This is a genomic window from Sorangium sp. So ce119 (assembly GCF_051524405.1).
Lineage (GTDB): Bacteria > Myxococcota_A > Polyangia > Polyangiales > Polyangiaceae > Sorangium > Sorangium cellulosum_G.
The window spans coordinates 2,687,453-2,713,841 of the sequence record NZ_CP150310.1 but is presented as its reverse complement, the minus strand read 5'-3'; the positions used below and the strand labels follow the sequence as shown (position 1 = coordinate 2,713,841).

Annotated in this window: 21 protein-coding genes; 9 read left to right on the top strand and 12 right to left on the bottom strand. The window is 71.7% G+C overall.

Annotated elements, in window-relative coordinates; all coding sequences use genetic code 11:
* Nucleotides 1–12: 12 nt before the first annotated feature.
* On the bottom strand, nt 13–894 hold the full coding sequence (locus tag WME76_RS10395) for a sensor histidine kinase (RefSeq protein WP_437959995.1): 882 nt from the start codon (nt 892–894) through the stop codon (nt 13–15).
* 297 nt (nt 895–1,191) lie between these two features.
* Here WME76_RS10395 and WME76_RS10390 point away from each other — a divergent pair, with 297 nt between their 5' ends.
* Nucleotides 1,192–1,737: a pyridoxamine 5'-phosphate oxidase family protein gene (locus WME76_RS10390; RefSeq protein WP_437959994.1), complete on the top strand. Its 546-nt coding sequence runs from the start codon at nt 1,192–1,194 to the stop codon at nt 1,735–1,737.
* Between the two features lie 66 nt (nt 1,738–1,803).
* On the opposite strand, the gene WME76_RS10385 is transcribed toward WME76_RS10390, so the two are convergent.
* From WME76_RS10385 to WME76_RS10340, 10 genes are all read right to left on the bottom strand, one after another.
* A complete protein-coding gene (locus WME76_RS10385) occupies nt 1,804–1,989 on the bottom strand; it encodes a hypothetical protein (RefSeq protein WP_437959993.1) in 186 nt (61 codons plus the stop codon).
* A gap of 50 nt (nt 1,990–2,039) precedes the next feature.
* Nucleotides 2,040–2,852 (bottom strand): Cof-type HAD-IIB family hydrolase, encoded by an 813-nt coding sequence (locus tag WME76_RS10380; RefSeq protein WP_437959992.1) that lies wholly within the window; start codon nt 2,850–2,852, stop codon nt 2,040–2,042.
* Between the two features lie 194 nt (nt 2,853–3,046).
* A complete protein-coding gene (locus WME76_RS10375; RefSeq protein WP_437959991.1) occupies nt 3,047–3,931 on the bottom strand; it encodes a PP2C family protein-serine/threonine phosphatase in 885 nt (294 codons plus the stop codon).
* Nucleotides 3,932–4,521: 590 nt separating this feature from the next.
* The gene (locus tag WME76_RS10370) at nt 4,522–7,023 is read right to left on the bottom strand and encodes a penicillin acylase family protein (RefSeq protein ID WP_437959990.1); all 2,502 of its coding nucleotides are present in this window, start codon (nt 7,021–7,023) and stop codon (nt 4,522–4,524) included.
* A 933-nt stretch (nt 7,024–7,956) separates the two neighbouring features.
* Nucleotides 7,957–8,625: an HAD-IB family phosphatase gene (locus tag WME76_RS10365; RefSeq protein WP_437959989.1), complete on the bottom strand. Its 669-nt coding sequence runs from the start codon at nt 8,623–8,625 to the stop codon at nt 7,957–7,959.
* 200 nt (nt 8,626–8,825) lie between these two features.
* The gene (locus tag WME76_RS10360) at nt 8,826–9,863 is read right to left on the bottom strand and encodes an aldo/keto reductase (protein WP_437959988.1); all 1,038 of its coding nucleotides are present in this window, start codon (nt 9,861–9,863) and stop codon (nt 8,826–8,828) included.
* Between the two features lie 314 nt (nt 9,864–10,177).
* The gene (locus WME76_RS10355) at nt 10,178–10,825 is read right to left on the bottom strand and encodes a SanA/YdcF family protein (RefSeq protein WP_437962101.1); all 648 of its coding nucleotides are present in this window, start codon (nt 10,823–10,825) and stop codon (nt 10,178–10,180) included.
* Nucleotides 10,826–10,965: 140 nt separating this feature from the next.
* Nucleotides 10,966–11,523: a non-canonical purine NTP pyrophosphatase gene (locus tag WME76_RS10350; RefSeq protein WP_437959987.1), complete on the bottom strand. Its 558-nt coding sequence runs from the start codon at nt 11,521–11,523 to the stop codon at nt 10,966–10,968.
* Nucleotides 11,520–12,362 carry an SIR2 family NAD-dependent protein deacylase gene (locus tag WME76_RS10345; RefSeq protein WP_437959986.1) on the bottom strand — a complete coding sequence of 281 codons (843 nt, stop codon included), beginning with the start codon at nt 12,360–12,362 and terminating at the stop codon, nt 11,520–11,522. The genes WME76_RS10350 and WME76_RS10345 overlap by 4 nt, the downstream gene beginning before the upstream one ends.
* Nucleotides 12,363–12,487: 125 nt before the next feature.
* Nucleotides 12,488–14,686 carry a response regulator gene (locus WME76_RS10340; RefSeq protein WP_437959985.1) on the bottom strand — a complete coding sequence of 733 codons (2,199 nt, stop codon included), beginning with the start codon at nt 14,684–14,686 and terminating at the stop codon, nt 12,488–12,490.
* 646 nt (nt 14,687–15,332) lie between these two features.
* On the opposite strand from WME76_RS10340, the gene WME76_RS10335 reads away from it, so the two are divergent.
* The 6 genes from WME76_RS10335 (at nt 15,333) to WME76_RS10310 (ending at nt 21,751) form a co-directional block, all read left to right on the top strand.
* Nucleotides 15,333–16,928 (top strand): protein kinase domain-containing protein, encoded by a 1,596-nt coding sequence (locus WME76_RS10335; RefSeq protein ID WP_437959984.1) that lies wholly within the window; start codon nt 15,333–15,335, stop codon nt 16,926–16,928.
* Nucleotides 16,929–17,005: 77 nt separating this feature from the next.
* Nucleotides 17,006–17,998: a hypothetical protein gene (locus WME76_RS10330; RefSeq protein WP_437959983.1), complete on the top strand. Its 993-nt coding sequence runs from the start codon at nt 17,006–17,008 to the stop codon at nt 17,996–17,998.
* Between the two features lie 98 nt (nt 17,999–18,096).
* The gene (gene hisA, locus WME76_RS10325; protein ID WP_437959982.1) at nt 18,097–18,822 is read left to right on the top strand and encodes a 1-(5-phosphoribosyl)-5-[(5-phosphoribosylamino)methylideneamino]imidazole-4-carboxamide isomerase; all 726 of its coding nucleotides are present in this window, start codon (nt 18,097–18,099) and stop codon (nt 18,820–18,822) included.
* 37 nt (nt 18,823–18,859) lie between these two features.
* Nucleotides 18,860–20,560 (top strand): tetratricopeptide repeat protein, encoded by a 1,701-nt coding sequence (locus tag WME76_RS10320; RefSeq protein ID WP_437959981.1) that lies wholly within the window; start codon nt 18,860–18,862, stop codon nt 20,558–20,560.
* On the top strand, nt 20,550–21,206 hold the full coding sequence (gene pgsA, locus WME76_RS10315) for a CDP-diacylglycerol--glycerol-3-phosphate 3-phosphatidyltransferase (RefSeq protein ID WP_437959980.1): 657 nt from the start codon (nt 20,550–20,552) through the stop codon (nt 21,204–21,206). Before WME76_RS10320 ends, pgsA begins: the two co-directional genes overlap by 11 nt.
* Before the next feature lie 44 nt (nt 21,207–21,250).
* On the top strand, nt 21,251–21,751 hold the full coding sequence (locus WME76_RS10310) for a hypothetical protein (protein WP_437959979.1): 501 nt from the start codon (nt 21,251–21,253) through the stop codon (nt 21,749–21,751).
* A 262-nt stretch (nt 21,752–22,013) separates the two neighbouring features.
* On the opposite strand, the gene WME76_RS10305 is transcribed toward WME76_RS10310, so the two are convergent.
* Nucleotides 22,014–24,281 (bottom strand): hypothetical protein, encoded by a 2,268-nt coding sequence (locus tag WME76_RS10305; RefSeq protein WP_437959978.1) that lies wholly within the window; start codon nt 24,279–24,281, stop codon nt 22,014–22,016.
* Nucleotides 24,282–24,528: 247 nt separating this feature from the next.
* Here WME76_RS10305 and epmA point away from each other — a divergent pair, with 247 nt between their 5' ends.
* Together epmA and WME76_RS10295 are read left to right on the top strand one after the other, a co-directional pair.
* Nucleotides 24,529–25,791, top strand: coding sequence for an EF-P lysine aminoacylase EpmA (gene epmA, locus WME76_RS10300; protein WP_437959977.1), 1,263 nt, complete (start codon nt 24,529–24,531; stop codon nt 25,789–25,791).
* On the top strand, nt 25,788–26,339 hold the full coding sequence (locus WME76_RS10295; RefSeq protein WP_437959976.1) for a hypothetical protein: 552 nt from the start codon (nt 25,788–25,790) through the stop codon (nt 26,337–26,339). Before epmA ends, WME76_RS10295 begins: the two co-directional genes overlap by 4 nt.
* Nucleotides 26,340–26,389 lie beyond the last annotated feature (50 nt).

Genomic DNA, 26,389 nt, shown 5'->3' with positions numbered 1-26,389 from the left:
CAGCGCGGGCGCCTAGTGCGAGCGCTGCAAGCGGTGGTGCGCGAGCTTGAGGTGCGCGGCGCGCGGCAGCTCGGGCGCGCGCGGGGCGAGGCCGCGCCGTGACGTGAGGCGCCCCCTGCGCGCCGGGAGCCCGCGCTCCCTTGGCCGCGGCGCGAGGGGGAGGTCGACGATGAACGCCGCGCCGCGGCCGAGCTCGCTCTCCACGCGGATCGCGCCGCCGTGCGCGCGCGCCGCGGCGTGCGCGATGTAGAGGCCGAGCCCCAGGCCGCCGAAGCGCTCCACCGGGACCGCGCGCTCGAAGGGCGCGAAGATGCGCTCCTGGTCCTCGCGCGCGATCCCCATGCCGTGGTCGCGCACGATGAGCCGCGCCCACAGCCGCGTCGCGCGCACCTCGACCGAGATCGGCTTGTCCTCGCCGAACAGGATCGCGTTCTTGATCAGGTGGAAGGCCATGCGCTCGATCTGGGATCGATCCCACCTGCCGATCACCGCGCCCTCGACGGCGACCACGATGGCGCCGCGCGCGGCCGGCCGGTGCGCGACCGCGGCCGCGACCGCCTCGCGGACGAGCGCGGCGAGGTCGATCCGCTCTCGGGCCGGGGCGCGCTGGGGCGGCTCGGCGCGCCGCGCCTCGAACATGTCGTCGCACAGCCTGGCGAGCCGACCGAGCTGACGGTCGAAGACGGCCAGCATCGCCGCCGCCCACGCCGGGGTCTTCTCGGGCTCGCGCTCGGTCATCCGCTTCGTGAGCTGGAGCTGGAGGAGCAGCGAGGTGAGCGGCGTCCTGATCTCGTGCGCGGCGAGCACGAGGAAATCCTCCCGGAGCCGGGCGGCGTCGTCCCGGAACGAGAGGGCGGGGACGCGATCGTCGAGGTTGTCGCAGAGCGCGGTCATGGCAGAGCCTGAGGGCGGGGTTGAGGTGTGCCCCGCAATGAGCAGGATGTGTGCCGCCCAGGTGCCTTTGCCGACTGGCACTTCCGGCATGGAGAGCGCCGTTTCGGCCGAGCGGGCGCGCGTCGCGGCGTCGCATCCTGCCATCGTCCCGCCCGCCAACTGCGCAAATCCCCGCTGTCGGCGGGCTCCTGTGCAGCGGCGCCTCAGGGGGCGCCGGAGCGCCGTTGGGCCCCGACGCACGCCGGTCCGGGCGCGCCCTTGCTTGCGGGTCGGGGCCCGCGGACAAGCTTTGTGGTCATGCAACACCAGAGTGGAGAGCAACACCAGAGTGGAGAGCCAGGCGCCAGGGCGCAGGCCCGCGGGTCGATGGGTGAGCTGCGCGCGCTGCTCAGGGAGTTCGACACCGCCATGCTCGTCACGACGACCCCGGAGGGGCTGCTGCGAGGGCGGCCGATGGAGATCCAGGAGCCGGCCGAGCTGATGGATTGCGATCTCTGGTTCGTGACGCAGGAGGAGACGCCGAAGACCGGCGAGATCGCCCGCGAGCAGCAGGTCGCGGTCTGCTGCTACAGGCCGCGGGATCGGGCCTACATCTCGATCTCGGCGCGCGCGACGATCGACAGGAATGAGGAGAGGATCCGGAGCCTGTGGAAGCCGTCATGGAAGGCGTGGTTGCCGGACGGGCCCGACCACCCTCACGCCGCCCTCCTGAAGCTGAGCGTCGAGCGCGCCGAGTACTGGGAGCCCGAGGGCGGACGGCTCCGGATCCTGTACGAGAAGGCCAAGGCGCTCGTTCAGGGAAAGTCGGCGGACGAGAAGCTCAATCCGCCGAAGCACATCTGAGCGCCGCGCCGACCTGGCGCCCCGGCGCGCGGCGCGGTGGCCCTCCAGCGGCGGCGGGCCCGAGGGTCAGTAGACGTTGTCAGCCTGATCCGGGATGGCCGCGCCGGCCTCGTCGAGGCATGGGCCGGCGGTGCCGTCCGCGTCCACGCAGGCGGCGGTCGAGCAGGCGTAACCGGAGGCGAGCTGGCCCTTCGGCTGGATGAACATCGGATTGATCAACCTGTACGTCAGCTCGCCGTTTTCGGTCGCCACCTGCCGGATGCCGATGCCCCGGTCCGCCTCGGCGTGAGAGGCCGCCCGATCTAGCGCGACCGAGTCGCGCCGAAGATGCGCCCGATCGCGTCGGTGAGCGAGTCGTCGTCGTTGCTGCCGACGACCAGCTCGGCCACCTGCTTGAGCGATTGCGGGCTGTGCCCCATCGCGATGGGATAACCGCACGCCTTCAGCAGGGGGATGTCGTTCTCGCCGTCGCCGACCGCGACCAACTCCCGCGCGGACAGCCCTCGGGAGGCGGCGATGAACGCGAGCGCGCGCCCCTTGTCGATCTTGCTGCGCGTGATCTCGATATAGTTCGGCTTCGAGCGCGCGACGGCGACGTCGTCGTCGAGCGCCTCGAGCTCCTCCGCGAGCCATGCCCCGCCGGTTGCTTCGTCCGTTATCATCAGGATCTTGTCGGTGACGGGGCGGCTCGCGAAGCCGACATCGACCGTGGGCGCGAAGCCGATGATGTGCTCTTCGACGCGGACGCGAACGTCGACGGCTTGAACGATCCAGTCGAAGCCCGCGTAGAGGTTAAGGCTGACGCGTTCGTCGCGCCCGTAGCGCGCCAGGAGGCGCTCGACGGTCGCCTCCGGCAGCGGGGAGCGGTCGAGGCTCTCTCGGTCGGAGCCGAAGACGATGGCCCCGTTCAGCGCCGACCATGGGCCTTCCAGCCCCAGGCCACGGGCGATCTCCTCCACCGAGCGAGCGGGGCGCGAGCTGATCAGCGTCAGCAGGATCCCCTGCCGGATCAACGCCGAGCACAGCGAGCGCATCTCCGCGGAGACCGAATGGTCGGATCGCAGCAGGGTCCCGTCCAGATCGAAGGCGACGCCGCGAAGTGTTCCCGAGATCATGCGCGCTCCCCTGTCTTACCGCCCGCCTCTAGCACGACCGAGCCAGGGCGCGCGAAGGTCCGAGCGACCAGCGAGGAGCGCGCCGCACCGCGACCGCGAGGTCGGCGGCGACGCGCTCCCCCGTCGCCGCGAGACGCGCGCAGGTCGGCCAGAGGAGCTGAAGAGACAGCTCGGCGGAGCCGGCGGGGTGAGCGTCAGATCTTCTTCTTCGGCTCGAACTCGGTGACCGTGTGGAGCGTCTGGGCGACCCTCTCACCCCTCGCCGGCGGCGTGAGCCCTTCGCCGTGCACCTCGGCGACGATGGCCGTGATGTTGTCCTCGCCGCCGCGACCGTTCGCGAGCGCGACGAGCCGCTCGCACGTGGCCTCGATCGAGGGACCTTGCTCGACGGCGGCGAGCATGTCCGCGGCCGAGAGCTTGTTGGAGAGCCCGTCCGAGCAGAGCAGGAGGCGATCGTCACGCCGCAGATCGAGCCGGGCGACGCTGGCCTTGACCTCGGGGTCCAGGCCCATCGCCTGGAGCAGCATGCTCCTCATCGGATGGCGCTCCGCCTCCTCGGGCTGGATCATGCCCGCGTCGATGAGCGCTTGCACGAAGCTCTGATCGTGCGTGATCTGGAGGATCTGCCCGTTGCGGATCAGGTAGGCGCGCGAGTCGCCCACCTCGGCGACGTGCGCCTCCGTCCCGTGCACGCAGATCGCGGTGAGCGTCGCTCCCATCCCTTTATGGCCGGGCTGCTGCGAGGCCTGCCACACCTCGCGGTTTGCTCGCTCCACGGCGAGGATCGTCGCCTCATCCCAGTTGCCGCGCGCGGAGGCCATCGCGCGCCGCAGCGCCTCGACGACAAGGGCGCTCGCGACCTCGCCGGCGGCCGCGCCGCCCATGCCATCGGAGACGGCGAGCAAGACGGGATAGGACGCCTCGAAGGCGACCGCCTGGGCAGGCGGCGCGGTCTTGGCGACCGACGCGAGGTGCGCGATGAGGAGCGTGTCCTCGTTGTTCTTACGAACACGGCCAACGTCGGTGATACCACAGGCCCTCACCGTGATGTCCTCAGCTCGCAGTGTCGTCGATGTCATGTATTCTCTCCTGTTTCCTTGCTTTCACCCATGAACCGGCGATCCCCCGGTCAGCACGCACGTAAGCGTCCATACATAATCACTGCTGAGAGCCTGCCCGTGGGTCCGTGAAATGAACTCGCGCGCCGCTCCAAGGGAGCGCCTGAGGGCGGCGAGCTCGTGGGTCGAGGCCTCCTGCGCTTCCTGATGTGCATAGGGAGGAAGCGCAGAAATTGTCGCTTGATTCACACACACGGGCTGAAACGTTCGATCCGCCGTGGGTACGTTGCACATCGCCGCCATCGGTACGTCGTCTGGTGCGGCGGCGAGCTACGTCAAGGAGGGCCTCCCGACGTGACTGGCGGCGGCGACCTGCCCCGCATCAAGGGCCGTCGCGACCTGACCGGCGGCGGCTGCTGGCGGTGACGGCTTGGGTCGGAGTGATGGATCCGGCGACCCGTGAGGCGGGTTCGGTGGCGGGCGCCGGGCAGGAGCCTGACCCGGGTCAGGGCGCAGGGGCGTCTGGTCGTCTTACGTCGTCCATGGTCGGCGACCTCCGTCAGGTCGATCTCGTGCCGGGGTGACGACGATCACGTGTTGTCTTGGTCAACTCAAGGGATCGCTGCGGACGAGAACGGCATCGGGAAGATCTGCCCCTCTCTCCATGCCTCGGCGTGATCCGCAAAGTGGCACGTGCGCGGATCCCCGCTCATGCCGGTGCTCATCACCCCCAGCGAGCCGTCGATCGGCGAGAGGTTCCAGACGAGGCGCGTCGCGCTGAGCGCGTCCTGGTCGAGGGCGCCGCGCACCCCGCCTTCGTCCTCGAAATCACCAGGCGGAAGATCCAGGTTGCCGACCTTCGCGAACCACCCGCCGATGTTCACCGTCTCCACATCGCCGGTCGCGGGGAAGGTGCCGATGTTGAAGCGCTCGTCCTCGCCCGCGAGCGGGTGGTTGTAGGTCAGCGTGTGAATCCCGCCCCATGTCCACGCGCTCACGTCCGGTCCCAGCGCGTCGCGGAGCATCGCGTCCGCCTGGCCGAGCGCTGTGCGGACGGCCTGGTCGCGCAGGGCCACCGGGTCGACGCCCGCGGTGATGCCGAAGTACGGCGCGCGCGGGTTCTCGAGCACGTCCATCAAGCCGCTGAGCTGGTTGGTGAGGAACACGCTGGGCGCGAAGAGCGCATACTCCTCGGGCCCGATCACGTCCCTCACCGTGTTGCGGAGCAGGATCAACGTGAGCATCTCGTAGACGGCCGCGCCCTGGCTGCTCGCCGCAGCGTTCCCGTCCCACTGCTCGAGAGCGGCCACCGCGGCGGCCGCGCTCGGATCGTCCGCTGGCAGGCCGACGCGCCCGAGCGCAGCCAGGTAGGTGTCGCGCAGCGGCAACCCGATCGTGGTCTGCGTGTCGAGCTGGATCGACGCCATGTCCTGCGGCGTGAGCGGCGCCGTCGCCGTCGTGAGCCGCGTCATGATCCGCTGCGCGCGCCACGGCATATCCCAGTAGTTGGCGAGGTGGACCGGGCGCCCCTTCGGCGCGTAGTTCCGCGGGACCATCCGGTGATTCGCCGTCACCAGGACATGCGAAGGCGGATCGTAGACCGAGGGCAGCTCGGCGTTGGTCGCGTACCCGGTCCACTCGTGTCCACCCGTCCCCGGCACCGGGTAGAGCGCGTTCAGCGGGCTCTGGCGCTGCGGCGCGAGCCCCGAGTTCTGGTAGCCGATGTGGCCGTGGGTCCCCGTGTAGTCCGCGAAGATGAAGTTCCACCCGATGCTCTGCTTCAGCGCCGCCGTCCTGAACTGCGTCCAGTTCGTCGCCTCCGGCATCTCGAAGTAGCCATCGACCTTCCACTCCGGCTGACCCGAAGTGGACTTCAGCGCGAGGGTGCCGAACGTCTCCAGCCCATCGAGACCGTCGTTGAGGACGGGCCCGTGGGGCGTCGCGCGGAACGTCCGCTGCACGTCAGGCTGCCCCTTCACGCGGATCGTCTCCACGCGCGTGGTGACCGGCCTCCACTGGCCGTTGATGAGCGCCTCCTCGCCCCCTCCGCTCGCTCCGCGGAGCGTCTCCACGTACAGATCGACGCTGTCGAAGAGCGAGTAGGTCGGCACCCAGGCGATGCGGTCGGTGTGGCCGCTGATGAACCCGGGGAACCCGGGCACCATCCAGCCCGCGACGTTGTACATCCCGTTCACCTTGAGCTGCGCCACGTAGACGGCCGAGGGGGTCGAGTGAGGGAAGTGCGGATCGGTCGCCAGGAGCGGCTTGCCGGTGGAGGTGAGGTGCCCGTCGACCGCCCACGCGTTGCTGGCGCGCCCGCTCGCAGGCGCCATGCGCCGGAGCTGCTCCGCGAGCTCGCGCGGGCCCTCCAGGCAAGACGGCGGTGGCGGGTTGACGATGGTGGCCGACGGCGCGCTCGGACCGGACGGCACGAGGAACTGCGACACCGGGTTCAGCTTGCCCTGCGCGTCAAACATCGACACGCTGTCCGGGGCCTCCTTGATCAGCGTCGTCGAGACCTCCGTCCCTGCGATGGTCGCCACCGACGCGCGCTCGAGCTTGGTGAACCACGTCAGCGTGTCGAACGTGACGCCCACGTAGATGTAGGCGAGGACGCTGTCCTCGGGCGTCCACGGGTCCGGCTGATAACCCAGGGTCTGGAACTCGAGAGGCAAGCCGCTGCTCGAGGCCTTCGCTCTGGAGATGTACTGGTTCACGCCCGCGGCGCAGCCCTGCAGGACGCGCTTGGTGCGCGTGGCCGCCGCTGCGTAGCGCGCCGCCGCGAACGCGGGCAGGTTCTGTGCTCGCGCGAGGAGGTCCTGATTGAGGACGGTGTCTGCCTCTCCGGGACCGTAGATCTCCGCGAGGCGCCCCTGAGCGCTGCGGCGCAGCACGTCCATCTGAAAGAGCCGGTCCTGCGCCATCGCGTAGCACAGGCCGGCGTAACCGGTCTTCTCGTCCGACGCGGTCACGTGGGACATCCCCTGGTTGTCCACACGGATGTACGCCACGCCCAGCTCATCGATCGCAACGGCGGTTTGCTCTTCCAGCACCTCGCCATCCTGGGCGACGCTGCACGCAGCAGCAGACAACAGGAATGCCACGCCGGTCATTCGCCTGATCATACCGCTCTCCTTCTGCTGGCCTTCTCGCGAGGGCCGCAATTTACAGTTCACCTGCGTTACGCTCGCCCCGCGCCGCCGAGCGCTCTCCAATGCGCATGCGCGGAGGGCGACCAGCAGCGCAGTATCCTGCCCCGCACGCACACGACCGCGGTCGAAGCGGCTCCTGAGAGGCAATGGACAAGACGAACGGGCGAGCCTCCTACGTCGCCTTCACACACCCGAGATAAGCGGATAGGAACTAACCAATACGATGATAAAGTCAAGCTGCTCTTGGTATCCAGTCCTGTTCCGCCCTGATCCTGCTTCTCAGCCTTCTCAGCGTGCCATTGATACAGCCGGGCTGTATGTCGCCGCTCATGGACACCACCTGAAGCGAACTAAGGTCCAGGTTGCGTATGTACTATTCGCAAAACCTGCAATCTAGCACTCGTCTGGCAGGCGCGCCATGCCGGAACTGAGCTCTTCCGGACAGACGCCCGCATCGATCGACGCGCTTGCACACGGCACGTCCCGTGCCCGAACACACGGCACGTCCCGTGCCTGGGACGCGCAGCAAGGTGGTTCCCGCCGCGGCCGGGTCGTCCGCGGCATCACCCGAAGCAAGGAAGCGTCGCCGAGCCGCGAGGTCAAGCCATCAGACGGCGTTTGCTCGTGGCGCCCTCTGGCACGCGCCGCTGGCACGCCTGGCACGGCGCTGAGAAGCTGCGTTCGCCCATCAGGGCTCTCGAGGTAATGGCGAGGACATCACGAGGCTCCAGAAGGAGTCTCATCGAGGACATCGCCGCGACACGCAGCTCCGGCGGGAGCGCAGGGAGCGACCGAGGTGGCCTGACCCGCCATCTGCTCAGTGCCAGCGCTGCAGAGCAAGGAAGTCCCGTGCCAGGATCGCGGGCCGGATGAAGACGTGCCTTGACGAGGGCTCTATCGATGCTCGCGCGCGGCACGCTCATCGATGGGCCGCGCCGCGTCGTCGAGCGCCGCGCAGACCTCGGTGAAGCTGTCGAACGGCGTGCACGGCACCCCGTCGCGGGCGCAGAGCGCGTCGAGAGCGCTGTCCCGCACCGCGAAGATGCGGTCGCAGCACCGCGCGGCGGGATAGTCGAGGCGACCGTCGCCGATGTAGACGGTGGCGCTCTCGCCGGTCGCCGCCTTCAGCCGATCGATCACGCGGACCTTGAAGTCGTCCCCGGGACCGAGCGGCACCGCCTCGGGCAGCGTGACCCGCCAGCGCCCGTCGAAGACGGCATCGAAGCAGGAGAACGCCGTGCCGGGCGGCAGAAACTCGCGGATGTAGAACGGCAGCCCGTGGCTGACGACGTGGAAGACCCACCCCCGGCGGGCGCAGAGCGCCAGCAAGTCCTCGAAGCCGGGGCGCAGCGCGGCGTGGGGGCGCAGCTCCTCCAGCAGCTCCGCTGCCGAGCGTTCGACATCGGCGTAGCCGCGCTGGAGGAGCCCCAGCGGCGTGAGCTGGCCGTCAGCGACAGGCGTGAGCAGCGCTTGCCGCCAGTCATAGCGGAGGTGAGCGTCCCAGATCCGGTTCGTCAGGTCCGCGCAGGTGATCGTTCCGTCGAAGTCACTGAGGATGAGCACGACGCTGATTCTGCACGTCCGGGCACCGGACGCCACCGCCCGGTCGCCCGTCCGTGTCGCTCCCACCGAGTCGAACCTGACCGAGGTTGGGCGGCCGCGGCGCACGCCGGCCGCGGTCGCGGCGGCAGCCTCGCGCCGTCAGGTCGTGACGTTCAAACCGCGATCGAGCGTGCCGACCGCGCCGCGACAGGTCCTGACGATCAGACCGCGACAGGGAACGGATTGCGCTCGGCGAACCCGGTCTGATGAAAGTAGGGATACGCCAGCCTCGTCTTGCTCGCGGCGTCCAGCTTCGCGACCTGCTCGGCCGTCAAGTTCCACCCGACCGCGCCGAGGTTCTGTCGGAGCTGCTCCTCGTTCCGGGCGCCGATGATGACGTTCGCGACGCTCGGCCGCTGCAAGAGCCAGTTGATCGCGACCTGCGGGACGGTCTTGCCCGTCTCCTTCGCCACCTCGTCGAGCGCGTCGACCACGCGATAGAGATACTCGTCATCCATCTGCGGACCGCCCTCGGCAGCCAGCTTGTTCCGGAGCCGGCTGACCTCCGGCAGCGGCTGCCCGCGCCGGATCTTCCCGGTCAGCCGCCCCCAGCCCAGCGGGCTCCAGACCACCGCGCCGACCTTCTGATCGAGCGCCAGCGGCATCAGCTCCCACTCGTAGTCGCGCCCGATCAACGAGTAGTACGCCTGATGGGCCACGTAGCGAGAAAGACCGTACTTCTCCGAGACCGCCAGCGACTTCATCAGGTGCCAGCCGGAGAAATTCGAGCAGCCGAGATAGCGAATCTTCCCCGCTCGCACGAGATCGTCCAGCGTGCCGAGCGTCTCCTCGACCGGCGTGAGCGCGTCGAAGCCGTGGAGCTGGAAGAGATCGATGTAATCCGTCTGGAGCCGGCGCAAGCACCCCTCGACCGACCTCACCAGATGATGTCGCGAAGAGCCGACGTCGTTCGGGCCCGCGCCCATCCGGAAGGTCGCCTTCGTGGAGATGATGACCTGATCCCGCCGGCCCTTGATCGCCTGGCCGAGGATCTCCTCCGCCAGCCCATCGGAGTAGATATCGGCCGAGTCGAACATGTTCATCCCGGCCTCGAGCGAGATGTCCACGAGCCGGGTCGCCTCGGCCACGTCGCTCGCGCCCCACCCCTTGAAGAACTCGTTGCCTCCGCCGAACGTCCCCGTCCCGAGGCTCAGCACGGGAACCTTGAACCCTGAACCGCCAAGCAACCTGAACTCCATGGATCTCCTCCGCTCAGACTGGGGGTAACCTCGGGACGCAGGGGAGAGGAATGCCGGACTTCAGACTCTTGCTCCCTTGCCGCGGTCGAGGACGGTAGGAACTCCAATGCGATACGGAAGTCAAGCACCTCATGGTGGCACACTCGGTTTTCGGCGGTGCCGGAACGCAGGAGGCGCTTCATGTGTCGTTCGTGTCGGTGAATGTGGGAGTTCGGCGATGATGTGATCGCTGTGATCGCGCGCCGCGTCGGGCCGCGCAGCAGGTCGTCATGGCGTCTTCCGGGCGGCGCTCCTCGGAAGGACGCGTGTTCGCCTCATCGGACCACCAGCTCGCGGGTCCATGCGTCGTGCGAGGCGCGCGCGTCGCCCTGGATGGGCACCGGCGGCCCCAGGAACCGCGGCGCTCTGCCGATCCAGGTATCCAGCAACGTGAGCGCCGTGGCGAGGAGCTCGCGCCGCGCGTCGAGGTCGGCGTTCGCGTAGACGCGCCGGTCAGCGGCGTAGCCCACCGCGGGGAAGCCCGCCGCGCGCGCCAGGTACAGGGCGCGCGGCAGGTGAAATTCCTGGGTGCACACCACGGCGTCGCGCACGCCGAAGACGCGCGCGGCGCGCTGCATGGTGTCCAGCGTGCGCAGGCCCGCATGATCCATGAACACATCCCCGGAAGGCACGCCCCGCCTCACGAGCCAGGCGCGCATCGCGTTGGGCTCGTCGTAGCCGACGCGGCCGTGGTCCCCCGAGACCAGGATGCGCCGCACCTTGCCGGCGCGGTACAGATCGAGCGCCGCGGCGAGGCGATCCTCGAGGGCCGGCGATGGCGTTCCGTCTGACCACACGAGCGCGCCCGGGACGATGGCCACCTCGCCGCGCGGAACCGCGTCGAGCGCGCGGTAGATGCTCGCCGACCGGCGGACCCAGAGGCGCGCGCCGCCCAGGGCCGCACCGACGACGAGCAGCGACATCAGGGTCACGATGGCAAGGTAGGCGAGACGCCGAGGGCTCGGCAGGCGGAGGCGACGTCGGGTGAGGCGAGGCTGCGGGGGCACGTTCCGGTCAACGCGCCGTCCAGCACACGTATTCTTGCGCCGGGAGGGCGCGCGCATCACAGGCCGATATCGCTTCGGAAAACGCGCAGGGCCTCCGCGCTCGCCGAGCAGCGGAGACGCTCGTCACGGGGCATCTGCCCCAGCGTCCGCATGTCCCCGGCGGGGACGAACATCGGCTCCCAGTCCGTGCCGCATTCGCCCCGCCGCTCGCAGGCGATCTCCCCAGGGACGGTGCCCGTGTAGACGCGGAGCGTCCGGCCGTCGCAATAACACACCTTCTGCACGACGCGCGCGGCGCGCGAGAGCCCCGGGGGGATGAGAGAACAGATCCTGTCTTGCAGCCGCTCCCAGAACGGCTTCACGAGCGGGCCGGGAAAGCCGTTGAGGTGCTCGATGAAGAGCCCGCCGTGCTCCACGAACAGCGGCACGAGCGCCACGCGGTAAGCAGCGATGGCCTTCTCCCGTACGACCGTGTCGAGGTCCGAGGAGAGGACCTCGGGCACATCGAGGAGCAGCAGACGCAGCGGCGTCGGGCCGCCCTGCCAGGCGTGGACCATGTCCTCGAGCTTCCTCTCGTTCGACGAGACGAAATAGACCATCGGCGTCGCCCTCATCCGTCCAGCGCGTCGAGCAGATCCACAACGCTCTTCGTTTTGTCGTTCGGATCGAGCTCGATCACGTCGATGTGCCAGTCCTCGAGCAGCGCCGGCTGGACGAGCCCGGCGCCGAAGGTCGCCCAGTAGCCACGGCGGTTCGGCGCTCGCCTCGCGCCAGGAGAGCTGCCCTCGATGCGCATCTGCTCCATGCGGTACCAGATGTACCGGATGTCCACGTCGCTGAAGCTGTAGCCGAGGAAGAGGAAGCTGTTGCTGAGCAGATCCGCCCGCAGGCGCTGGTCGGGCGCCGCCTCGAGCCGGAGGCGGCTGAAGTACTGGGACTCGGTCAGCACCACCGTCTCGGGCCAGTCGAGATCTCCATGAAACTTGATGACCTGGCACACGCCCTGGGCCGGGCACCGCGCGAAATCGTCGAACTTGGAGAGGGGGACGACCGGCTTGCCCGCGTCGCGCAGCGCCTCCTCGATGTGGTGCTCGAAGTTCGTCGTGTAGATGGTCGTGAAGTCGCGGCGCGCCAGCGCCTTGTGCTGGGGCGAGCTCCTGCGGCGCTCGTCGACCTCGCGCGCGTGAAAGCGCGCGCGCATCTCGGCGATGAAGCTGTCGAGGCCGCCCTGACACTCCCGCGCGAAGAAGCCGGCGAGCTGCGGGGCGAGGCCGTGCAGCTCGAAGAGCGCGGGCTCGAAGCCGAGCGCCTCGCCCATCCACCCCATCAGCTCCTTCCACATCGGCAGCTGGAGCGGAGCAGAGAAGCCTGCGCCAAGAAAAGGAATGAGGCGGCCGTCCCGGTACGCCTGCCGGAGCGGGCGCGCCGCTTGCTCGAGCGTCAGCACAGCCATCGTCGGCGAGCGATGGTATCCGCCCGTCGACGTCGCGCAACCGACGCCTGCCCGGCCGGGCGCCGCCCGACACGGCCGGGCACCGCCCGAAACGGCCGGGCCCGCTCTCGCCGCGCTCGATCCCGCTAGGCGCGGGAGAGATCTTCCCTGCCGAGGCTGGCCAGGCTGGCGATCACATCGATGAGCGTGGCGGGATCGACAGGCTTGGCGATGTGTACCTGGTAGCCCTCCGAGAGCGTCTGCTCGCGCGCGTCCTGGCCGGCATGGGCGGTCAGCGCGACCGCGGGCGTCTTGCCGCCACGCTCGGCGGGCAGCGCGCGGACACGGCGGATCAGCGCGTGACCGTCCTCGCCGGGCAGGCCGATGTCGCTCACGATGACGTCCGGCCGCCACGGCTCGACCAGCTCGAAGCCCTCCCGCGCGACCCCGGCCACGCGGACCTCGGCGCCCGCCCCTGCGAGGAGGCGCGTCATCAGCTCCCGCATGTCGGGCTCGTCGTCGATCACCACGACGCGCATGCCGGCCAGGGCCCGCGTGGAGGCCCCCTCGCCGCCCCCCCTCGCGCCGGCGGTGCCCGGCGCAGCGGGCTGCTCGACCGCCGGCATGAGCGGGAGCTCGACCGTGAACGTCGCGCCCTGCCCCGGCCCATCGCTCTCGCCGCGAACCGTGCCGCCGTGCAGCTCCACGAGGTGCCGCACGATGGAGAGGCCGAGCCCGAGCCCGCCGCGCTCGCGCTGGATCGAGCTGTCCGCCTGGCGAAACCGCTCGAACAGGTGCGGCAGAAACGTCGCGCGGATCCCCTCCCCGGTGTCGCTGACGCGGATCCGCGCCACGCCGTCGACCTCCTCGAGCGACGCGGTGACGCGCCCGCCGGAGGGCGTGAATTTGATGGCGTTGCTCAGCAGGTTCCAGGCGACCTGCTGCAAGCGACCGCCGTCGCCCCAGACCCTCCCGACCGTCGGACTCGATGACATCGAGACGCCGACGCCCTTGGCCTCGGCGGCCAGCTTCAGCGTGTCGAGCGCCGCGCGGAGGACGGAGGCGAGGCAGACCGGACGCGCCTTCAAGGTCATCTTGCCGGTGACGATCGCGGAGACGTCGAGCAGATCCTCGATGATCTGCAGCTCGGCCCAGCCATTGCGCTCGATGGACTCGCAGCCGCGCCGCAGGGTGGCCGCGTCCACGACGCCGTTGCGCAGGAGCTGCGCCCAGCCGACGATCGAGGTGAGCGGCGTGCGCAGCTCGTGGCTGAGCGTCGCGAGGAACTCGTCCTTCAGGCGATCTGCGGCCTCGGCCTTCTCGCGCGCGGCCTGCTCGCGGGCGAGGAGCGCCTCCCGCTCCTCCTCCGCGCGCTTGCGCTCGGTGATGTCGGTCGAGATCCCGCAGACGGCGTACGGGCGGCCGGCGGCGTCGTACAGCGGGCACTTGACCGAGATGTACGTGCGCAGGCCGTCATCCTGCATCACGTGCTCCTCGGCCTGTTGCGGCGTCCGGGCCTCCAGCACCCGCCGATCGAGGGAGCGGAACGCGTCGGCTTGCGCGCGGGGGAACACATCGTGATCGGTCCTGCCCAGGACCGACGCCTCGGTCACGTGAAAGAGCTTCTCGTAGTGGCGGTTGATCAGCAGATACCGCCCCTCCGCGTCCTTCACGTAGACGATGGCCGTCGAGTTGTCGATGACCGCCCGGAGGAGCTCCTGGCTCTCGCGCAAGGCCACGAGCGCCCGCTTGCGCTCGGCGACCTCCTCCTGGAGCGTGGCATTCGCGGCGGCGAGCTCGTTCGTGCGCTCCCCGACCCGCTGCTCCAGGGCGTCATGGGCGAGCCGCAGCGCGGCCTCGAACTGCTCGCGCATGGCGATCTCGCGCTGGAGTTGCGCGTTCTGCGCCTCGATCTTCCTGCGCATCGCGTGCATGGTGAGGTGCGTCTTGACGCGCGCGACGACCTCGTCGGGCTGGAACGGCTTGGTGACATAATCGACCCCGCCGGCCTCGAAGCCGGCGACCTTGTCGGCGGTCTCCGCCAGGGCGGTCATGAAGATCACGGGGGTCTCTCGGGTGCTCGCGCGCGCCTTCAGGCGCCGGCACGTCTCCAGGCCGTTCATCCCGGGCATCAGCATGACGTCGAGCAGGATCAGATCCGGCCGCAGGAGCTCGGCCCGCTCCAGGGCCTCCTCGCCGTCCTGCGCGATCGCGATGTCGAACCCCTGGTCTTCCAGGTGAGCGATGGCGACCGCGAGGTTGGCGGGCACGTCGTCGACGATCAGGATGGTGTCCGATCGCCCTGCATCGGGCTCAACTGCTCCGTCGTGACCCGCTTGCCTCACGCCCGCTCGCTGCTCCTGGCCACGTCGAAATCGAGCCCGGCCACGACTCTACCAGGACCCCTCGGCGCTGCGCCACGCCGTTCGCGACGTGCGCCCGTCCCCACGCGCCGCGCGCTCAGAAGAACCGCTGGAGGCTCCCGGAGCAAGGTCGGAGCCGCGGAGTCCGCCCGGTGGCGGCCGGTTCTCGCGGTCGCTCGCGACTGGCCACGTTCGATCGCGTGCGGCGCCGTTCCGGTGAGGCCGTGTCGAGCGACGCTCGCGGCCAGAGCCCGCCACGAGGAGCGTGGGAGTCGCGACGCTCGTCTCGAGACCGCATCTGCCGGTCGACACGCGCCGAGGTAACGCGTGGCAGAGGGCGCTGAACTCGTACGCAGAGGACTACCCGCTCGAGCGCGATGACCGCGCCGCCGTCCCCCCGGACGCGAACCCCATGCTCGGGGGCGAGCTGGCGCAGCGAGGAGGCGGCCTTGCTCACCTCCGCCTTCCAGGAGCGCTCCCCGACAGGCGAATACGCCGGCGCCAGGCCGCGTGCGCGAGAGCGCGGTGCTCGGGGGCCGGGGCGCGCCGGCAGGGACGGGCGCGGCACGCTGGCCTCCGCCGGTCCTGGATCCTTGACGCGACCGCCGGCGCGCGCGACCCTCCCGCCGTGTCGGCCACGCTCGCGGACGGAACGGTCTTTGCGCACCGCTATCGCGTCGTGCGCCTCCTCGCCCTCGGCGCGATGGGGTCCGTCTACGAGGCGGTGCACCTCGAGACGAACCGACGCCGGGCGCTCAAGGTGATGCACGCGTACCTCTTCCAGAGCGAGGAGATGCGCAGCCGCTTCAAGCGCGAGGCGCAGATCACGGCCGACATCGAGAGCGAGTACATCGTCGACGTCTTCGACGCCGGCATCGACGAGGCGACCGGGATGCCGTTCCTCGTCATGGAGCTGCTGCGCGGCGAGGAGCTCGGCAAGCGCCTGAAGCGCCTCGGCAGGCTGCCGCCCGGCGAGGTCGCGACGATCCTCCAGCAGACAGCGTCCGCCCTCGACCGGACCCACGCCGCATCCATCATCCACCGGGACCTGAAGCCCGAGAACCTGTTCGTGACCCAGCGGGACGACGGGACGCCCCGCATGAAGATCCTCGATTTCGGCGTGGCGAAGCTGCTCGCCGAGGGCGGGACCGCGGCCGGCGTGACGCGGAGCCTCGGGACGCCCATCTACATGGCGCCCGAGCAGTTCCGCGTCGACACGAAGCTCACCAGCGCGGTGGACATCTACGCGCTCGGGATGATCGCGTACACGCTCCTCGTCGGGACGCCGTACTGGAGCCCGGAGGCGCTCAGCGCGGGCGACGTGATCGCGTTCGCGCTCGTGGTCGTCCACGGGCCGCAGGAGTCCCCGGTGAAGCGGGCGATGACGAATCGCGTGGTGCTGCCGCCGAGCTTCGACGCGTGGTTCGCCCGGGCCACGGCCGTCGATCCTGCGGCGCGGTTCCGCACCGCGAGCGAGGCGGCGCAGGCGCTCTCCGACGTGCTCGGCGTCGCCACGGCGAGCAGCGGGCCGGCGCCGCGCACGAGCGCGCCGCCCTGGTCGCTGGGGAGCTCCCCCACGCCGGTGCTCGCGACGCCGATGCCGACGACGCCCGGGACGACGGCGCTCGCGATGGGGATGCACGGGACGGCGGCGCCCGCGATGATGATGCCCGCGAGCGCGGCGCAGGCGACGACGGCGCCCGCGATGACGGGCGTCGCGCCGATGGGCCCTCCGGATCACCCGTCTCGCTCGGCGGGTGTGCCCCTCGCGGCGACCATGATGGAGACCTCGGTGACCTCCGTCACGGGGGGGGCGCTCGTGCCGGTGAGGCCGAGCCGGACGCCGATCGTCGCCGCAGCGGTCGTCCTGGGCCTCGGGGTGCTCGGCATGGGGAGCTGGCTCCTGCTCCGCGCCGGGAGCGAGCCCGAGGCGGCCGTGGCGGCATCGCCGGACGACGCGGCGCCCGACGCCGGCGTGGCCAGCGCCACGATCACGCCGGCGCCGACCGCGCCGCGGCCGGCGGAGCCCTCGACGGCGGCCCCCGACGCGGCGCCGGCGCCCGTCGCAGAGCCCGACCGGCCCGCGCCCAGCGCGAGCGCCAGCGTGGGCCCGCCCGCGCGCGCGACAGCGACCGCGCCGCCGAGGGCCACGCCGAAGCCGCCCCCGGGCGAGCGACGGCCCCCGCCGCCTCGCCCCAAGGTTCCCTTGCTCGGGCGGGATTGAGGTTCGATGTACGCCGCGACGTCGGCTCGACGCTCGAGCACGCCGGTTGACCCTTCGCCCTGTGGATGCGCCAGAACATGACACGTTGCCTGCGCCGGATCGCTCCTCTCGCCCTCGTCCTCTGCCCCCTCGCCGTCGCGACGCCCGCCGCGGCGCAGGAGAGCGCGGCGGAGGCCCTCTTCGACCGAGGCCTCGCCGACATGGAGGCTGGCAAGTACGAGACCGGCTGCGCGTCCATCGCCGAGAGCCATCGGCTCGAGCCGAAGCCGGGGGCGCTCTTCACGCTGGCGATCTGCGAGTCGAGGTGGGGCCACGTCGCGAGCGCGTTCACGCGCTTCGGGGACTACCTGGCGCAGTACGAGCAGATGACGCCGGAGCAGAAGAGCCGGCAAGGCGAGCGCGCGAAGGTGGCCCAGAAGGAGCGCGAGCGGCTGGGCCCGCTCGTGCCGGAGCTCTCGCTGTCCCTCCCGCCGGGAGCGCCCGCAGGGACGGTGGTGAAGCGCGACGGCCGCGTGGTGGACAGCGCCCTGCTCAGCAAGGGCGTGCCGGTGGAGCCGGGCGAGCACGTCGTGTCGACGCAGGCGCCGGGAGGGCCCGTCTGGGAGACGCGGATCCAGCTCGCCGAGGGCGAGAAGAAGCGCGTGGAGCTGCAGGTGAACGGCGCCTCGACGGCGGCGCCGTCCGGCGGCGTCTCGGGGCGGCGAGCGGCCGCCTTCGTGGCGGGCGGCGTGGGCGTGGCGGGGCTCGTGCTCGGCGGGGTGACGGGCGCGCTCACGCTCGGCAAGAAGAGCGTCGTCGAGAAGCACTGCGGCAGCGCGATCGGCGTGAGCGACGAGACGGCGTGCGACCCGACGGGGATCGACGCGGCGGAGAGCGCGAGCACCACGGGGCTCGTGAGCACGATCGGCTTCGGCGTGGGGCTGGCCGGGCTCGGGGCGGCGGCGGTGCTCTTCCTGACCGAGCCGAAGCAGGGCGAGGAGGCCGCCGGCGCGGCGTCAAGGCGGATCCGCGCCGGGGTGCTCACGGCAGGGCCGGACGGCGTGGTGATCGGCGCGCGCGGGGCGTGGTGACGCCGCGGCGCGGCGGGCGGGCGACGGGGCGGCGCGGCGAGCGTCGCCCGCCCCCGCCGCCTCTACCCGCGGGCGCAGAGGCGCGCTAGACCCGCCGCGTGCAGCTCATCCCCGCCATCGATCTCCTCGGAGGCCAGGCCGTGCGCCTCCACCAGGGACGCTACGATCAGGTCACCGTCTACGACCAGGACCCCGCGGCGCTCGCCGCCCGCCTCCGCCGCGCCTGCGATCGGCTCCACGTGGTCGATCTCGAAGGAGCCCGGGCCGGCATGCCCGTGCAAGCCGACGCGGTCCGCGCGATCATCGCGGCGTTCGGCGTGGACGGCGGCAGCGTGCAGGTGGGCGGCGGCATCCGCTCCGCCGCCGCGGCCGAGAGCTACCTCTCGCTCGGCGCCGACCGCATCGTGCTCGGGACCGCCGCGGTGAACGATCCGGCGCTCGTGCGCGACCTCGCCGGCCGCTTCCCGGGGCGCGTCGTGGTCGCCGTCGACGCGAAGGACGGGCGCGTGGCCGTGCAGGGCTGGGAGCAGGTCTCCTCGGTCACGGCGCTCGACGTCGCCCGCGCGCTCGCCGGCTCGCCGATCGCGGCGCTCCTCTACACCGACGTCTCCCGCGACGGAACGCAGGTCGGGCCGAACCTGGAGGCCACGCGTGAGCTCGCCGGCTCAAGCGGCTTCCCCGTGCTCGCCTCCGGCGGCGTCGGCTCGCTCGCCCACCTCCGCGCGCTCGCGCAGATCCCCGGGGTCAGCGGCGTGATCGTGGGCCGCGCGCTCTACGAGGGGGCGTTCACGCTCGCCGAGGCGATCGAGGCGGCGAGCGCCTGACGGCGCGTGTGCGTTTTCGTGTACGATCCAGCCGACGATGCCCGAGCGCGACGACCCCCGGCCTTCCACCCGCGAAGTCGCAGCGGAGGAGTTCCTGTTCCACCTGCACCGGGGCAGCGAGCTCCTGCAGGACAACCGGGTCCACGCCGCGAAGGCGGAGCTCGAGCGCGCCCTCTCGCTCCAGCCGAGCGATCCCAAGGGGCAGGATCTCCTCGGCATCGTCTACTTCCGGCTCGGGCTCTACCCGCGCGCGATCGCGATCTATGAGCGGCTGATCCAGGCCCACCCGGAGGCGGTCGAGCCGCGCATCAACCTCGCGCTCTCGTACCTCAAGACCGGGCAGCCGGCGCAGGCGCGGTCCGAGCTGGAGAGGGCGCTCGAGCAGAACCCGAAGCACCAGCGCGCCTGGGGCTACCTGGGGCTCGCGTTCCAGCGCATGGGCGACTACGAGCGCGCGAGCCACGCCTTCGCGGCGGGCGGCCACGACGCGATGGCGCGCCGCCTCCTCGACATGACGGGCGGCGCCACGGGCAGGTACCCGATCGAGCCGCCCGACACCGAGGATCAGCCGCCGGTCGAGGCCAAGGCCGAGGCGCGCGCCGAGGTGCAGCGCGCCGCCGGCGAGGCGGTGCAGGCGCTCGATCGCGCCGGCGCGGGCTTCAGGCACGACTCGGATCTGCCGCGCATCCCGTCCGGGACCTGGTCGGCGATCGAGCCTGGCCGCGAGACGATGGCGACCATCCCGGCACCGCCGTCGGTCCGGAGCCTCGGGGCAGACGGCCGCACGGGAGCCGCGGCGGGCGCGGCGAGCGTGGCGAGCGTGAGCCGAGCGCCCGGCCCGAGGGGCGGCGCGGCGCCGACGGTCCCGTCGATGCCGGCGGTGCAGGCGCCGCCCGCGGGCAGCGCGCAGCCGTCCGTGCGCCGCGGCTCGATCGCGCCCGACGAGCCCTCTCCCACGGGCCGCTTCGCGGTCTCGGTCCCGGCGACGAGCGAGGCGTCGCTGGCGAGCAGGAAGGCCGCCGCGAGGTCGTCGTCGCTGCCGCCTCCCACGGCGGCGCCCGCGACGCCGCAGCCGGCCACGGCGCCGCTCGTGTCGCAGCCGCCGGAGACGTTGCTGGGGCTCGTGCGCGAGCGGCTGCTGACCTTCCCGCGCGACGTCGCGATCGCGCGGCACGCGACCGGCGTCGTCCTCGTGCAGGCGGCGAAGGGCTTCGTGGCCCGGCTCGACGGGCTGCGCACGATGAGCGTGCACTCCGGGACGGCGACGCACGTGCTGAAGCGGCAGGCGCGCGGCCGCATCTTCGACGAGCCGCTCGGCGGGCCGAGCACGCCCTTCGTGGAGATCGGCGGGCGCTGCGAGCTCGTGCTCGGCGCGCCGGAGGGGCGGCGGCTCCACGCCGTGACGCTCGGGGAAGAGCCGATCTACCTGCGCGAGGACGTGCTCATCGGCTTCGAGCTGCCGATCGGCTACGAGAACGGCCGCCTGCCGGCCGGCGACGGCGAGGCGGTCGCGATGGTGCAGCTCCGCGGACGCGGCCACGTGGTGCTCTCGGTGCCCGAGCGCGCGGCCGCGCTGGAGATCACGCCGTCGCGGCCGACGTCGACGCGCGCGACCGCGGTGCTCGGGTGGATGGGGCGGCTCCTGCCGCGCACGCTGCCCGCGACCGAGGCGCCCGGAGGGATGCAGGGCTTCGTGACGTTCGGTGGAGAGGGGATGGTTCTCGTCGATGGCCGCTAGCGCGGACACGTCCCTGCGGGGCATCAAGGCGCAGCGGCGGAGGACGCTCTGGGAGGACGCAAAGAACCTCCCGAACCTGCTGACGTTCGCGCGGATCGTCATGATCCCGGCCGTCCTCCTGCTCCTCTCGAGGGGCGCGCCGCGCGACTGCTTCTGGGCCGCGTGCGTCTACTCGCTCGCGGCGCTCACGGACATGCTCGACGGCTACCTGGCGCGGCGGCAGGGCCTCGTGAGCGTGCTCGGCAAGTTCCTCGATCCGCTCGCCGACAAGCTCATCGTCGCGAGCACGCTGGTGTGGCTGGTCCCGATGGGCCGGATCCCGGCGTGGGCGGTGGTGCTGCTCATCTCGCGCGAGATCACGATCACGGCGCTCCGCTCGATCGCGTCGACGGAGGGGCTCGTCATCGCGGCGGGCGACGGCGGGAAGATCAAGACGGCGCTGCAGATGATCGGCATCGTCTGCCTGATCCTCGGCTACCCGTACCGGATTCACCTCGGCGTCGACTTCGGCGAGGTCGACGTGGTGCACGTGGGGCGGCTGCTCATCTATCTGTCGCTCATCTTCTCGATCACGAGCGCAGCGCAGTACATGGGCCTGTTCATCGACGCGATCGACGCCAAGAACCGGGCCGCTCCTCCGACGTAGATGCGCAATAGGCAAGCCCGCCTGGTTCTGCTAGACCAGCGCGCGTGAAAGCCCTGAAGACGTCGCGCGACGCCCTGCGCCCCGCGCTCCTCCTGGCCGCGCTCGCCGCGGCCGTCCTCGCCTCCGCCGCGAGCTGCAGCGACCAGCGCGAGGGCGAGCCCTGCGACATCGCGAACGGCAGCGAGGACTGCACGGCCGGCCTCGAGTGCACGGCCATCGGCCAGCAACAGCAACAATATCGCTGCTGCCGACCCGGCGTGATCACGCAGGCCTGCGACCCCTCGCTGGAGCCGTCGTCCGGCAACACCAGCACGACCACGACGACGAGCACCGCCACGGGCACCGGCGGTGCGGGCGGCGCGGGTGGCGCGGGCGGCGGCAACGGCGGTGCGGGCGGTACGGATGGCGCCGGCGGCGGCAACGGCGGTGCGGGCGGCGGCAACGGCGGTGCGGGCGGCGGCAACGGCGGCAACGGCGGCAACGGCGGCGCTGGCGGCTCCGGTGGCGGCTCCGGTGGCGCGGGCGGCGGCGCCGGCGGGCGTTAGCGCAGCGGAGACGGACTCCGCAGCAGTCCAGCAGAAGCCAGGCGCACGAGCGCTCAGCGCCGTGCGCTTGCAATCTCAGCTCACCTCATCAGAGACGATCCAGCTCCGTCGGGCCGCCGCGCCCGGAGCGCGGCAGCGCCACGGGCCGAGGGGCTCACCCACTCTGGCCGAGCGCCCACGCCCGCGGTGGAGCGCCCGCGCTCGCGGTGGAGGGCGCGCGCCGCGAGGCGCGACGCGTGACGCGCGCCGCGTGACGCGCCGCTCAGCCGCGAGCCCGGCGCGCGCGGGCGCGCCGCCTGAGCACCGCCGCTCCGGCGAGCGCGATCCCCGAGAGCGCCGCCCACGGGGCGGCGGGCGCGCTCGGCGCGGCGGCGCGGCACGCGCACCCCGCCGCCGGCGGATCCGCGGGCGGATACTTGGTCGGCCCCGGCGTCGCGCCGCCCGACGAGCCGGTCTCCGGCTCGGCAGGGTCCACCGGGTCGATCGGATCCACCGGATCCGGCGGCGGCTCGACCCCGAGATCCTCGCTCTCCGCCGTCACGATGCTGGGCGGACAGTTCCCGTGACCGAGCACCATGTAATACGTCTCCGCAGGGTCGAACGGCGGATCGGAGGTCTCGTCGATGACGATCTCACCGTAGGTGTCCGTGATCTTCTCCACGCTGTAATCGAAGCGCGTGGCCGCCGGCAGGAAGCCGGTCGACGTGAACCCGACATGACGGCCGGTCCTCACGTAGATGTTCCACTCGAGGTCGTCGCCGCCGGCGGGCTGGAGCTGCACGGTGAAGCGGATGCCCTTCGCTGTCGGATCCGGCGTGCTCTTGAAGTGGAAGAGGCTCTGGAGGCTGATCTGCGCGCGGGCCTCCGCGCACGACGCCCCGGAGCCCAGGATCAGCGAGTCGATGCCGAACATCTGCGTCCGCCGCGAGTTGCCGCCGCTCAGGTCGAGCACCTCGTCGCAGTCGTCCAGGCCGCGGCTCTTGATGAGCGCGTCCACGGCGCTGGCGTCCGCCGCCGAGAGCTCACCGGCGCTCACCAGGTCGGCGGCCGCCGTCTGGATCGCCCGGGCGAAGTCGTCGAGCGAGGCGTTGCGGGTGAGCAGCGTCATCGCGCTCCAGACCAGCCTGTCGCCCACCACCTGACCGAACCTGTCGCGCAAGGACCACGCGACGCTGCCGACCATCTCGCCGTCCTCGTGCACCTCGCCGACGAGGTCGTCAGGGCACGTCTTGGCGTCGTCCGTGAGCTCGCGCTGCATCCCGAAGAGCTCGAGCGTCGCCTCGCCGAGCGTGGAGTCGCCGTTCACCGTGCACGCGAAGTAGTCCGCGAGGCCCTCGTCGATGCTGCCGCCCCACGGCGAGAGCCCGTACTCGTTCATCGCGAACTGGCCCTCATTGTAGCCGACCGCGTTGGCCGAGATGTAGTGGGTGAACTCGTGGAGGAACACGTCGGAGTCGTCCGAGAAGTCGAAATAGGAGCCCTGGCCGATGGCGACGAGGTTCGGCGCGTTGAAGGGCGCTCCCACGCCCTCCGGCGAGAAGAACGCGTTGTCCATCGGCCGGCCCGACTCCAGCATGTTGGCGACCGCGACGAGCTTCCAGCTGGGCGCCGTCATGTCGAGCTGATGAGTCGACCTGAAGTAATCGCGCATCCGGGTGAGGTGGTAATAGATGCCGACCTGCGCGAACTGGTCGTGCGCGTCGTCGGCGCTCGCAGGGGGATTGTAGAGGAAGTCCTCGCCCGAGTTCGGCTCCACGCTCTGCTCCAGGGTGAGCGGGACGCCGGACAGGAGGTCGCCGTCCACGTAGTTCACCACCTTGAGGTTGCCGCTCCAGCCGCTCAAGGTCTGGGGATCCGCCGCGTCGAGGTCGGTCAGCTCGCGGTCCTCGACCCGCGGCGTGACCGCGGCGCTGATCGGATAGACGCGCCCGCGCGCGTCGACGGCGAGCGGACGCCGGTGGACGATGCGCCCGGTGTGCGCGTCGACGAGGTAGCGGTCCCCGCCGCGCTCGGACCGGACGTCGACCACCCAGACGAGCTTGCCGGCCGTCTCCGCCTCGGGGAACACAGCGAGCGCCGCGCTCGGCCGCTCCGCCAGCGTCACCCCGTACGTCGCCTCCACCGCCTTCCGCGCGGCCTCCTCCCGGTACTTCGGCGCCGTCGGCACCGACAGGTCCCGCGCCACGTCGAGCACCACGGTCGTCACGCGGCCGTCGGGGGCGACGCGGACCGCCGCGGCGGCGCCGAGCACGGGCAGCCCCAGGTGGACCTGCTCGAACCGGACAGTGCGGTGCTCCCCGGCCAGGAGCTCCCTTTGATAGCGCAGCGAGACGCCGTGAAGCCGGAGCTCGGAAGCGGCGTGCTTCAGATACACCTCTGCCGCCTGGCGCGCGCCCGCCGCGATGCGAGCGGACACGGCCGCTGCGGGCGAGCCCGGCGGTACCGTGTGCCAGTCGGACGCGGCGGCAGACCCCGCAGAGACGAGGGTCGCGAGCGCGGTCAACGGAAGCAAGAGGAGCTGTCGTCTCATGGGTCTTCTCTCCGGCTGGGTTTCTGCAAGCAGCGCTCGCGTGAGGCGCGGCGAGGCCGGACCGACGAGCGCGACCAACGTATCGAGTTACGTTGGGTCTTCAAGGAGGAGCGAGGCGGCGCCCTCTCGGAAACGTGAGGATCTGTGACCGTCGTTGGCTTCTTGCCTGACGTCTCTGGTGGACATGCGTGGTATGTCTCCGGGACTTCCGGCGCAGGTCCCCGTGGGTCGCTCTGAAACAAACATCTTGACCGGGTTCCCGGAGACGCTCGCCCCGAGCGACGTCGCCTCCGCCGGCGCGCCGCTGCCCGGCCGGGTGCGCGTCGGCGGCCGCGTGCTCGAGGTCGCGGAGGGCGCCGTCGTCCTCGGCGACGCGTTCGGCGCGGTGCGCGTCGCGCTGGACGGCGCGGGCGCGGCGCCGATGGAGGTCGGCGACCTCGCGGTCGTCGAGGGGGCGCCGGCCGGCGGCGCGCTCGCCTCCGCGCGGCTCGTCGAGCGGATCGCGCCGCGGAGGCCGCCGCGGGGGCGCGCGGCCGCCGCGGCGCCGCCGTCGAGCGAGACCGAGCGCGCGATCCACCGCGGGCGCGGGGCGGCGCTCGCGCGGCGCGCCGCGGCGCTCGCGGCGATCCGGGCGCTGTTCGCCGAGCGCCGGTTCCTCGAGGTCGAGACGCCGAGCATGGTCCCCTCCCCCGGGCTCGATCTCCACCTCGACGCGTTCGAGGTGCAGGCGGCGCGCCCGACCTTCCTGATCACGAGCCCGGAGTACCAGATGAAGCGGCTGCTCACGGGCGGCGTCCCGCGCTCCTTCCAGCTCGCGCGCTGCTTCCGCCGCGGGGAGCTCGGGGACAGGCACAACCCGGAGTTCACGATGCTCGAATGGTATCGCGCGTTCGCGGGTGTGGACGAGGTGATGTCCGACACGGAGGCGATCGTACAGCGCGTGGCGGACGCGCTCGGCGCCGGGGGCACGATCTCGGCGGCCGGCAGGCAGGTGAGCCTGGAGCGGCCGTTTCCGCACATCTCTGTCGGCGAGGCGTTCGCGCGCTGGGCGGGCGTGCCCGCGGACGACGCGATCGCGCTCGCGTCGCGCGACGAGGAGCGGTTCTTCCGCCTGCTGGTGGATCAGGTGGAGCCGGCGCTCGCGGCGCTGCCCCGCCCGGTGTTCCTCGTCGATTTTCCCGCGCCGTTCGCGTCGCTCGCGCGGCTGAAGCCCGGTGATCCGCGGGTGTGCGAGCGGTTCGAGCTGTATGTCGGCGGCGTCGAGCTCTGCAATGGATTCGGCGAGCTCACCGACCCGGTCGAGCAGCGGGCGCGGCTGCTCGCCGATCAGGCGGCGCGGGCGGCCCAGGGCAAGCCGGTCTACCCGATCGACGAGCGCTTCCTCGAGGCGCTCGAGGAGGGGATGCCGCCCGCGGCGGGCAACGCGCTCGGGGTCGATCGGCTCGTCGCGCTGTGCCTCGGCGCCTCGTCGATCGGCGACGTGCTCGCGTTCCCCCACGGCTGGCTGTGACGTCCGCGGCGAGCCCCGACGGCGGCGAGAGGCTCTCTCCGGAGGCGCTGTCGCGGCTCGACCGCAAGTACCGCACGATCGCGGAGCTCCGGCGCGCGCGGTCGGCCGGCGAGCCGATCCCGGGCAGGGAGGTGTTCCGCGCGCTCGCGGGCGAGTTCCCCGGCGCGCTGAACGAGCTCGACAACCTGCCCTTCGACGAGATCGAGCGGCGACGCGAGGCGCTCGCGCGGGCGCTCGCCGGGGGCCCGGAGGAGCGCTGGATGGCGTGGATCCACGGCTACCACGCGCTGATGCGGGCGGCGCTCTACGTGAAGATCCGCGTGGCGCGGCGCGAGGAGCTCTCGGGGCCGGAGGCGGCGGCGCTCGCCGAGCGGGCGGCGAGCCACGCCGGCACGCCGGTCGACGCCGCGTTCGTGATCGCGGTCAAGGCGCCGCCGGATGGCCGGCTGAACCGCCTCGTCCTCGGCCGCCTCGCGGCGGCGTTCGGCGCGTCGCCCGCCGAGATCCGGGGGACGATCTTCCCGCGACGGTCGGCGCAGGGCGGCTGAGGCGCGGTCCACGGAGGGACGACGGGCGACCGGCGACCGGCGCGGGCTGT